11 protein-coding genes are annotated in these 11,497 nt (G+C 26.6%); 1 reads left to right on the top strand and 10 read right to left on the bottom strand.

What is annotated here, in order from left to right:
* Nucleotides 1-299 precede the first annotated feature (299 nt).
* Nucleotides 300-620, bottom strand: coding sequence for a hypothetical protein (locus tag ACRC03_RS14535; protein WP_438653306.1), 321 nt, complete (start codon nt 618-620; stop codon nt 300-302).
* Here ACRC03_RS14535 and ACRC03_RS14530 point away from each other — a divergent pair.
* Complete coding sequence (locus ACRC03_RS14530) at nt 555-1,046, top strand: helix-turn-helix transcriptional regulator (protein ID WP_438653305.1); 492 nt, start codon at nt 555-557, stop codon at nt 1,044-1,046. The genes ACRC03_RS14535 and ACRC03_RS14530 overlap by 66 nt on opposite strands.
* Nucleotides 1,047-1,800: 754 nt before the next feature.
* Here ACRC03_RS14530 and ACRC03_RS14525 read toward each other — a convergent pair.
* The 9 genes from ACRC03_RS14525 to ACRC03_RS14485 form a co-directional block, all read right to left on the bottom strand.
* Nucleotides 1,801-2,217, bottom strand: coding sequence for an SMI1/KNR4 family protein (locus ACRC03_RS14525; protein ID WP_438653304.1), 417 nt, complete (start codon nt 2,215-2,217; stop codon nt 1,801-1,803).
* Between the two features lie 11 nt (nt 2,218-2,228).
* On the bottom strand, nt 2,229-2,822 hold the full coding sequence (locus ACRC03_RS14520) for an HNH endonuclease (RefSeq protein WP_438653303.1): 594 nt from the start codon (nt 2,820-2,822) through the stop codon (nt 2,229-2,231).
* Nucleotides 2,819-5,896 (bottom strand): helicase HerA domain-containing protein, encoded by a 3,078-nt coding sequence (locus ACRC03_RS14515; protein ID WP_438653302.1) that lies wholly within the window; start codon nt 5,894-5,896, stop codon nt 2,819-2,821. The genes ACRC03_RS14520 and ACRC03_RS14515 overlap by 4 nt, the downstream gene beginning before the upstream one ends.
* A 106-nt stretch (nt 5,897-6,002) precedes the next feature.
* A complete protein-coding gene (locus ACRC03_RS14510; protein ID WP_438653301.1) occupies nt 6,003-6,491 on the bottom strand; it encodes a hypothetical protein in 489 nt (162 codons plus the stop codon).
* Nucleotides 6,492-6,502: 11 nt separating this feature from the next.
* Nucleotides 6,503-8,722 carry a dynamin family protein gene (locus ACRC03_RS14505; protein ID WP_438653300.1) on the bottom strand — a complete coding sequence of 740 codons (2,220 nt, stop codon included), beginning with the start codon at nt 8,720-8,722 and terminating at the stop codon, nt 6,503-6,505.
* 222 nt (nt 8,723-8,944) lie between these two features.
* On the bottom strand, nt 8,945-9,952 hold the full coding sequence (locus ACRC03_RS14500; RefSeq protein ID WP_438653299.1) for a helix-turn-helix transcriptional regulator: 1,008 nt from the start codon (nt 9,950-9,952) through the stop codon (nt 8,945-8,947).
* A 41-nt stretch (nt 9,953-9,993) separates the two neighbouring features.
* Nucleotides 9,994-10,458: a hypothetical protein gene (locus ACRC03_RS14495; protein WP_438653298.1), complete on the bottom strand. Its 465-nt coding sequence runs from the start codon at nt 10,456-10,458 to the stop codon at nt 9,994-9,996.
* 507 nt (nt 10,459-10,965) lie between these two features.
* Nucleotides 10,966-11,145 (bottom strand): hypothetical protein, encoded by a 180-nt coding sequence (locus ACRC03_RS14490; RefSeq protein WP_438653297.1) that lies wholly within the window; start codon nt 11,143-11,145, stop codon nt 10,966-10,968.
* Nucleotides 11,146-11,286: 141 nt separating this feature from the next.
* Nucleotides 11,287-11,497 (bottom strand): PD-(D/E)XK nuclease domain-containing protein (locus ACRC03_RS14485; RefSeq protein ID WP_438653296.1); only part of this gene is annotated, 211 nt, incomplete at its 5' end.

Raw genomic sequence — 11,497 nt, 5'->3', positions numbered from 1 at the left:
TCATTTTTTCTATTTTTTAGTTCTTCATTTATTTTGTCTGTTATTAGTTGCTCGTATATTCCCTTTTTTAAGTTCATATTTTTATTACTTTACCCTTTCATATTTTCATCTTTACTTATATTATAACACTCTTTAATATAGATAAAAAAATAAACATAATAGTATTATTAGTGTTAATTCTTTAACTAGTACCTACAGATTATCTTTACAAGCTCTATCATATATGTAATAACTAATAACATTACTTGCTCCAAATCTGTAAATATATGTAAAAAAGGTTAGGCAAAATGCCTAACCCCTTACTTTATAACAACTTTATCAAAAGTACCCACTAAGCTAGCTTTCTTAACTCTATCATAGATTTCATTAGTATCAGTAGTGTAAAATCCAAGTTCTTTCATTCTATTAAAATAAATACTTCCCGCAAAAGTAAATCTCAATTTATCTCCTTCAAGTTTGTGCATTTCATTATTAGAATAAGCTATAAAATCACCTATCAGTAAATTAGTAGGTAGTTGTAACAGATACATTCCTACACAGCTTCTAGCTGCATTGTGTCCAGCCAAACTACCAGTGCATATTGCTTCTGCGCTCCGTCCATAAACACAAATTTTACCCATAGGCTATATGATTATAGTCATTTACCAGAAAATACCTTTGGACAAAGATTAAAGAAGCTTAGGTTAATGAAATGTTTATCGCAGTATGATTTAGCTAATGCTACTAAGATGAAAAGAAGTATGATAGCTTCATATGAACTTGAACATTTCTATCCTACTTTAGAGTCTATTAATAAATTACGATCTGTATTGGATATTAATATTTTATGTAAGGATGGATATTCTAAATTCTTACTAAAATCTGATAACTTTAAGGACAAGCTTATTAATTGGAGAGAAGAAAATAATTTAACTAAAAGAGATGCAGCTAAAGCTCTTGGTATTTCAGAAAGGGGTTATGCAGGTTGGGAGAATGGTTCTATTATGAGTGTTACTACTTATAATCAGGTTAAAGAAAATTTAGTCTTTTATAATTTAATTTCCTAAGTATAAAATGGTCTGTCGCATTAAAAAATAGGCCTACAGACCCTTTTTAATAATAATTCAAACCATATTACTTAACTTTTTAGCTTAATTATGACAAAAGTAATTAATATCTGTACCCAACTGAGTCTTGCTAGGTGTAAGTTAATAAATCTCAATTTATAGACTTACTAATATTTTTAACACTTTAAACTTGGTAGTTTACTTTACTTAGCCTATGATTATATTGGATTATTACTATCTATATCATATTTTATAATATATAAAATAATTACTCTGTACTTATAATCAACTTCTTCTAAGACTTCATTTTTTATTAAATATCTTATTATAGGTAATGCAACTTAAGTCCTCCTCAATAATATTCCCATTCCTTTCATCAATACCGCATTGTATGACCCAATCTTGGTATATATCTTTGTCGAATTTATTTTTGAATACCTTATCTTATTGTACTACGTATAAATTTTCTAAAAAATAGTTATACCCGACAAGTAGCAGCTAATAAACTCGGAGTCTCCCTGACTCTGTTTAGGTATTGCTTTAATGGTGGTATTATTAAGGTTAGTACTTATAAAAAATTTATTTAAATCTAGTTAAAATAAATATAATTTAAAACATTATTTTCTATTATATTCTATTTATTTAATAAAATTTGTTACTAATTCAAATAACCACTAAATATTCAATATTTAGTGGTTATTTATTAATAGCCTTATTAGTATATTCTTTTAATATAATTATTTTATATTTTAAATTAATGTAACTTATTAATAAATCCTACAAAATCTTTACTAATAAATTTTTCATTTTTATTTTCATGATCTAAAAATATAACGTTGTATTCATCTTTGTTGTTATATTTAAAACATAAATAGTTACCAAATGGATCCATTCCAAAAGGAACTACATCTACTTTTTGATTATCATTAAATAGTTTATAAATGCTAAGCACATCTTCATCATCTTCCTCAGATATTCCTAATAAATACTCAAATACTTTTCCTTTCTCATTTTCTATATCAAAAGTGTTTTTATCAGGGTATCCACCATTATTTAATAATACACATTGCACATATTCCTTCGGTAATTTTACATTTGTTATTTCTTCTATCTTTTTTATATCTTCTATAGTTCCATTATCACTTGTAAACTGCCATTGTATAGTATTCATCGACTTACTCCTTATCTATTTTCTGAACCGCCGCCCCAAACTTTTTGTCCACCTGTATGACCTGTAATAGCATGTATTTTGCTATCTACTAGTTGTAGCTTTCCTACTTCTTCGCTATGATGCCATGTAAATCCTTTAGGCTTCATACCCTTCTCTATCATTTGTAGTTGCTGTGGTGTAAATTTGCTAGCTAACTCTGGATTTGCTGCAACTGCTTCTTTTAACTGTTTATTAGCTCTATTAAATTGTACTATATCTGATGATTTTAATTCATCTTTATCTAAGGTAGCTTCAAATTCAGATTCAAACTGCGGAAACACACCTTCTACTTTATTACCTTCACCATCATCTACTACTTTGCGTTCGTATTTTACACCTGATTCGGGATGTTGTTTTCCTTCTAAATCCTCATTAACACATTTGATTTTAGTTACTTCATCTTCTTTTATATCTTTTGTCTCATTTATACCTTTTAATTCCTCTTTGTCTACTTTTAAATCTAGTAAATCTTTAAAACTTCTATCGTCCTCTACTATAGACATTGATTCTAATACATTTTTATTTTTGTCAGTCTCCTTACAATCTGAAAATCCTATATCCTTCAAAATAGATTTCTCCCTTCCATTAGATGTATCCAATTGTTTAAAAAGTTACGTTCAAGGTTTCCCCCTACCATTGCATTGTAAATTAATATGTGTTTTATTATTTCTACAGTATTTATAAAGTTAAATTCTAGCTTTTGGTTTAGTTCTTCTACTAAAATTTTATGTATATCCTCTATTAATTCATCTGATTTATTAGAGCATCTATTAATAGCATCACTTATTATTTTTTCTCCATTTAATGTTTTATAAATAAATTCTGCTACTTTTGCGCTATCTTCAAAGTTAACTAGCATTTTATCTTTTGGATTTGCTTCGATGTATCTTGTAAACTTTTCTTTAAAATTATTATCAATTGAGTACACGTTTAAATAATCAAATATTCTATCTTGCTCTTGCTTAGAAACTGATATTTCTTCTCCTGTCTTTTTAGCTAAAATAATTTCTATTATCTTTCTTTTTGCTACTTTGAAATCATTGGGAGTTCTTCTTATACTCTTGTAGTTATTTTTGCTATCGAATCTATCTATCTTACAAAGAACAGGCTCTAACCAATTATTTTGAAATACTACAGCTACCCCTCTTCTTAGTCTTGCAATTTCAAATTTTTGGTCATCTTTTAATAATGCTGATTCTCCAACTAACTTTCTATCTCTTTCATCCGGAAGTCTAAGCAATATTTTAGTATTTGTATTTTTTATTACTGAATCGTCTAAAGATGTAGGTGATTGGTCAACTATTACAAAGCCTTCTCCATAAGCTCTCATTTCTGCTATACCATTAGATATCATTTCTACGGATTTTTGCTGAATATTATTTCCTTCTGATGAAGATGTTGAAGTTTTTCTTAATAGATTATGGGCTTCTTCTATAACAGTTAAATGTTTTAGTTCATTTGTAAACTCTTCTTTGTCTATTTTATATTGATATAACTTTAAAAACAACATCCCCATTATTAGTGATTTATTTTCTACAGAACCCATTCTACTTAAATCTATAATATTGTTATTTTCAAATAACTCTTCATCTTTTATATCTCCATTATTAAGTATATTGCCTAAAATTCCAACTGTTAAACTCTTTACTCTTGTTACTAAAGAACCTATGTAATTACTTTTTAACTCATCAGAATAAGCTGATTTATTGATTATCTCTGGTAATATACTTAGTAAGGTAATAAACGTTGGAAACTCTCCACTCTCATTGTAAGAATCGTCTAAATCCCAGCCTACACTCTCATAAGAAGTTACTATAGCTTCTTTTAAAATTGCTGGCATTGCTGCATATAACGGCCAGCAGGCACTAAATATTTCTACTAATCTATCTATATGTTCTAATACTAATATATTTTTTGGAAAACTAAATGGATTTATCTTTAACATATTGTTCATATATGGATTTGTACCATATACATTAAATTTATTTGCATCTAATGCATATTTATATTCACCTTTTGCAGGTTCAATTACTAATACTTTTACACCTTTTTTATTTACCTCTTCTATCAACTTACAAGTTGTATTTGTTTTACCAGAACCTGTTGACCCAGTTATAAATGTATGCATAGTTAAATCTTGTACAGACAAGTCTATACTTCTATTTTCTTCATTCCCCATATGAAATACATTCCCTAATCTTACTTTTGATCCATATGTTATATTATCATAAGTACATACGTTTCTAGCAAAAGGAGTAAAGTTCATTGAGTTTATGCCTGGTACTGATTTGTATGGAAATCCAGTACCGATTGATAATTCTCTGCAAGTAATTAGAGTTGTTGGTGTTATTTCTAAATCTGTTTCGTCTTTTAATACTACATTCTCTAAGTTTCTTAATCTATTTTCTATTACTTTACATCTTTCATCACTCCATACGTTAATGTGGTTATTTTCTAACCCTGAGTTTTTACCTCTAACTAATCCTGTATATGTAGAGGCTAATCTTAAAGCTATATCTGAAGTATGTGCTATAAAATAAGCACCAAAAGAAAACATACCTATATCTTCTGATTCTTGAATTCTTGTTAAAGTAGCATCTATTTTTTCTAATAATTGTACTCTACTTTTATTTTCTGACTTAAAAGAATAAGTTCTTGATTCACCTTTTGTATATCCTTTAGTATCAGAATTAGTTCTATTTGTACTTTCTTGAGTAGTGTTAGATTTTGAATCACTACTTGACTCAGTTTTCCCTTTTGCTATAGAACCATTTATAGATGCATTTAAAGAAATTGTCTTACCTATAGATGCTCCTAAACCTAATATGCCTATACTTCCAGTAATAGAACTTCCTAACCCTCCACCTATACTTCCACCAATTGTTTTTGTTGTTGTATTTGATGTTCCTTGTGTATGTGTAATAGTATTTGAAATTCCTTTAGTTATACCTTCTGATATAGTTTTTGATAGATTCGTACCTTCATTTTCACTAAAAGAGAAGTCTGTTTCTTTAAAAGGACTTATTAATGTATATATTTTTTCTAATTCTTCTTTTGTTTGTGTTATTTGTCCAAAAGTAAGAGATTTTGCTAGAAATATTGCTGTATATTCCTCTCCTAGCATTGAGTCTATAAACTTTTCTATTCCTTGAATGTCTATATCTAGCTTTTCATTTTTTTCTTTAGGTATTACTACAGATGAAGCTATACTTGTCATACTTTTATTAAAAATTTTCTTATCAAAAAGCAAATCTACTTCATCTCTATATATGTTTTCTAATTCTATCCCTGGAAAATTTCCTTTTAATCCATTTTCTAATAAATCCTTGCCTAAAGATGTTTTATCTAAAGTCTTTATTGCTAAATATATATTTACTTCATTTTTAGTACTATTAATTATATAAGCAAATGTAGAATTTATGTTATTGATAGATGTTAACACAGACGTCAACTTCTCAATATTATTTTCTTTTTCATTGTATACAAATTTCTTTAATTTAATTATTCTAATATTATTATCATCCATAGGAATATCAACTAAATCTAAACTTGTTAATTCTTCTAAGTATTCTTTATCTAAATATCTTTTGCAAAGTTCTAATGCTTTTTCTAATTCCCCAATATTTCTTGCCTCATTCATATTAAACTCCTTTAATGCTACTTATTATACTTTTTAAAAAAATTACTATTTTTATTTTTTATCTTCGGCTCTTTTTTTATTATCCACTTGTTAGTTTCAACAACTATTAGTTTAGTTTCTTGATAACAAGATAAATTACTACTGCCCCCACACCCACTACTAACGCTGCAAGGGCTAATTTCTTTTTTGAATTACTTACTGACCCCTTTGTATCAGTTTTTGCAATTGTCTTTGTAGCTGTATTATGTGATTTATTTTCTGTAGAGATATTTGTATTTTTATTATTATGGTTTGATAATCTATCAGCTATTTTTAATCTATGTAAGTACTTTTCCTTAGAGTAATTTAACATTGACTCTGCATATAAGTTGTCTAAATCTTCTTGTGTATCTTTAAATTGTTCTAAATCGATATTATTATCTTTTTCAAATACTGGCTTACCATTTATAGATTTACTAGATAATATTTCAACATACTCTTTTATTTCTTTTTTATTTAAAGTATCCCATAATATACAATTATCTAAAAATACTCTAATTTTAATTATACTTTCACTAGCTATTGCTTCATTAAATTTCTCTTTTGTATTTATCATTATATACTCCTCTATATTGATCTTATTTTTTCTAAATTGATTTTATAGTTATCTATTAACTCTACTAATTCTGCATCTACACTAATTGCTACTTCTAATGCTTCTTTATTTTCAGCCAAAATATTTAATTCTTGCATACACTCTTCAATTTTACTATCAATATCTGATACAATTATTTCTAATTGTTTAATCAATAAGTTTTTATGTTTTTGAGTTTCTTCTTTTATACGTTCAATATGACTTAAAACTGATTCTTGTATTTCCATAGTAAACTCATTTATTTCACTAAATTTAACAAATGAGCGTTGTATATACTTAGGTGTGAATATTTTCCACCATCTTTTGTCTGGATTATATATTTCTTTTAATTTTGAATTCTTGTCTACAAAATTCTTAATACTGGGTAAAGATAAATTTATATAAGTAAGTATATTTACTTTATTAAAATCTTCAATTTCCTCTAAAGTGTTGAATAATTGATTTTTATACTTATCTATAACTTTTTGTCCGGTTTTATAAATCCCATTTTTTACATATAATTCATATTCTGAATCTAAATCTGCCTTTAGAAATCCAACATCATTACTTAACTTATTCAAAAAACTTTGAGCAGTATTTTCTCTTACAAACTTACATCCATCTATTTGCCTAGTCTCTATGGTTCTTATGTTAGATGCGAACTTATTCATTTCAGAGGATACTTTTGCAATTACTTTTTTCATATCTTCTGGAAATTGTAATTCATTTATTTCTTGAATTAAATTATCTTTAATTTCGCAACTATTTAATATAGATAATGCTTTTTGGATATTTTCTTGAAGTAGATCGACTTCTTCTTGCTTTTGTATTAGTTGATTTTGTATTTCTTCTTGAATCTTTTGTTTTTTCATTTTTCTATCAATTTCATCTATAGCATTTCCAACTAGATTTACATTTTTATATTTATCAACAATCTCAGCAATACTCATCTCTAAACCTTTTACACCAGATAAAATATGAGATGCTATCTTGTAATCTTCATCCTTTAAAGCTTCTTCTAATTGCTTATCTAATAATTTTGATGTTTTTTGAGATACTGTAGATGACTTGTGATATTTAATAAATCTTTCATCATTTACTCTTTTTCTTATTCTTTTTAGTAAATCATCTAAATCATCTTCTTCATTGTAATCTAGCTCATTTTCATCTATCCTACTTAAAAACGAATTGTAGGCTGATACATAGTGCACATTAGGATTTATTATTCCTATTTCTTGTAACCCTTCTTTTACCTTATCTACTGCCCCTTGTAGATGTTCTATTTTTCTTAACTGCTCTGCTCTATTTACAACAAAAATAAATCTATCCTCATCTATTTTTTCATTATCTCTTCTTATTTCTCTAGATATGGCATCTAATAGCTGAGCTTCATCATCTGATAATAAATCTTCTGCATTTAATATAAATAAGATAATTGGTTTTTTATTACTTTTTATAAAGTCCATTGTTGTCTTTTTATGCTCTATATTTAATGAGTTATTTGTCCCTGGCGTATCTACTAGTATTAAGTTTTTTATATCTTTAAGACCTTCTATTTTTCCTTCTAAATCAATATATTTTACTTTATCTAGTTCTTTTAAATCTTCCATTGCTTCTAGGTCAACAAATTTTTCACCTATTTTATCATTTATTTTAGTTATCTTATAACCATTTAGATTTTTATTATTTTTTAAATTTACTATACTAGCTGTACAAGCAAGTGGACTTGATGGCATTATCTTAGTTCCTACAATTGCATTTATAAGTGTAGATTTACCAGCACTCATAGTTGCTACTATAGCTACTTCTATGTCATCACTTAATGCTTTTTTTATTGGATTTATTAATTCCTCTTTATATTCATCATCTATTTGAGAATCTTCAACTAAACTTACTATTTGCTCTAATTCATCTCTTCTATCTAAGCTTTCTAAGATTTTATCTTCTATAAATTTTATACTATTGCTATTATTATCATTGTAGTTTTCAGCTAATATTTGTAGATTTTCATAATCATATCTAGACCCTGAAAATTTAATTTTAAGTTCTTTATAATTAAATTCATCAACTAAATCTTTTACAAATTCTTCATTTAATTGATAAACATATCTATCTTTGTATTTATGTAACTTGCTATTTTTATCATAAGGTACATTGTTTTCTAGGATAATATTTTCTTTTGTATATGGATTACATTTAAAGCTTATGTTCATTTCAATCTCCTTCATATCTGTATTTATTGAATTATATAATGTTATAAATTTTCGCACTCAAATATAACATACTAAGAAAGTTTAATACTACTTCTTTATATATTAATATATCATACCATTTTGTCATTTTTTGAAATATTTTGTTTGTATTTCATCTTTATTATTTCCTAATATGAGTTTAATCTGAAATTTTTAATTATCAATAATATTGGATATTAACATCTAATATCTCACTAATATATCCTTAAGCTCACACTTTACCGCATTTTTCAACTTCTCTGGGCTAACCACAACTGCATCCTTTCCCAATTGAAAAATCCATCTAGCTAAACCCTTACCAATCTTAGCTACAAACCTTCCATTAAAACTTCCATCTTCATTATCAATAATTTCTATATCACATCCAAACTCATCTATCATAAAGTTCAGTAAATTCCTCTCAAACCTAATTTCCACCCTACTCTCTTCACCAGGAAACATCTTAAAGCTCTTCTTAGAATAAACGGCTGGATTAAACCCACCTTTACAGTCCTCAATTTCATCTAAAATCCTAGCACCAGTATCAACAACCTCAATACCCTTCATCCTATCAACTCTATAATTTGATAAATCATTATGCCTTTTATCTGCAAGAACCAAATAATAATTCTCATTCTTTAAAATAGTAGCTATAGGCGTTACTGTATATCTCTTTGACTCATTTTCCTTATTTAACCTTGGTACCAAATTCATACTTGAATTGTAATCATAATAATAAAATGATATTTTCTTCTTATTTCTAATTGCTGTATTTATCTTATCAATATTAATAAATATCTCTTCATTTATAGACTTCGATCTATCATCTACAAATACTTGACTATTCAAATCATTTTTAATATATATTGAATTAAGTCTAGATAACTTGTCCACTAGCTCTACAGTTTTCTTTTTAGTAATAAACTTACTAGCAGATATTGCATCTACTAAAATTCTAATTTCGTGTTCTTCTAAGCTATGATTAATAAAATGATATCCACCAGTTTCTTCATTGTAAGTACTCACATCTAATCCAAGTGTTCTCATATCTTTTGTGTATGAATACACAGTTCTTCTATCTAATGTTACACCTATTCTGTTGTTCATATGATGGTTTATTTCTTTTATAGATATAGATGTATTCTCATCTGAGTAGGTACTAAGTATATCTATAAAAGTATAAAATTTAATATTGTTGTTTACCTTATTCATTTAATTATCCTCAACTTCATATATTCATTATCACATTTACTTTATATAGATACAAATATTGTTACATTTTCCTCTTCTTTAGCTTCAACAATAGTACCATTTATAGCAAGACTAACTTCGTTATGTTCTTCAAAAAAATCAGCTAAGTCTTTATATCTTTCATTAAGTAGTATATATTCATTAGAATTTTCATGTATATTCATATTCATAAATACTTTGTAGTTTGAAAACTTACTATGTACTTCATTTAAAAAATCTATAGGTTCTTGCTCTTTTGTTATATCTTCATTATAAAAATATACTATTTTTTTACTATCAGGACTTAATAATATTTCTTCAATACTATTTAACATAGATTCTTTTTCTTTAACAAAATTATCAATCTTCTTTTTGCCTATTCTTAAATCTATATCATTCTTTGAAATTATTGAATACTCTATATTATTAAATAAATAAGTACATTTAGTTTGCATTTTTTTCATTTCCATTCTGTTTGGCCCTTTCATTTATTAGTTTCTATTTTTTTAACTTATTTCTACATTCTCTACATATATTTCCATGTAAGAGTATCTCTTGCGGAGTGCTAATCAAATATATTATTTTGCAAATTTTACATATTTTTTGTATAGGCATAAAATTAATATCTATTCCCCCTTGATTTTACAATTATTAACATACTTATATTATACTTATATTTCTACTTAAAAACAAAAACTAGTGTACATAAATTTGTACACTAGTTAAATTAAATATTATTTTATATATTTTTATACTCTATCAACGTCTCCATTCCAGAACTCCTAACCAAATCCTGCTCCGTAGCATAAACTTAACAGAAAACGTCAAGTTCTACACCCCTAAGGGAGATTGAAAGAAACATAGTTTCCTTCTTGCCATCTGAAAGGGTTATGCCGGTTAGGAAAGTGGTTCTATTATGAGTGTTATTACTTACTATAAAATTGAAAATAATCTATCCAAGCTCAATTTAATTGCTTAAACGTCATTATAATTTTTTAACTTAAGCTTTCTTTTCTAAGTTTTTTAACAACCTCTATATCTAATCCAATTTTTACAGCTATAGTATCATCATCAAGTACATCTAAAAGATTCTTAGCATTTTCAATTTTAGTATTTTTTATACCTTGTTCAATTCCCTTTTTTTCTACTTCTGGATCATATAACGATTTAGTCATTGTATTCACCTCTTCTTCCTTTCCCTTATATTTCAACAAATTAAGAAAAGTATCTAACCCCTATTTAATAATTACATATTATTTGTAAAGCAAATAATGCTTAGTCCACCTAAATTCATACATCCTTTGGTGGACTAAGCATTATATTTTTTCTATCTTGCAACTATGTTCTTTTGTTTTTGAGTTATAGCAAATTGCTACAGCTAATACTTTTCTATCCTTATACTCTTTTTTAAACTTTAGAGCATATTCTTTTTCTTTTATTTGATTAAGTGCTGTATCTACACTTTCATCTTTCTTAAGCTCTATTATGAATGGTGTATCTCCATCATATCTTGGATGGAATGAAAAA

The organism is Romboutsia sp., from assembly GCF_051659545.1.
Classification (GTDB): Bacteria; Bacillota; Clostridia; order Peptostreptococcales; family Peptostreptococcaceae; genus JBOFOR01.
Note: the sequence above shows the minus strand (reverse complement) of the source record. Positions and strands in the feature narration are given on the sequence as shown.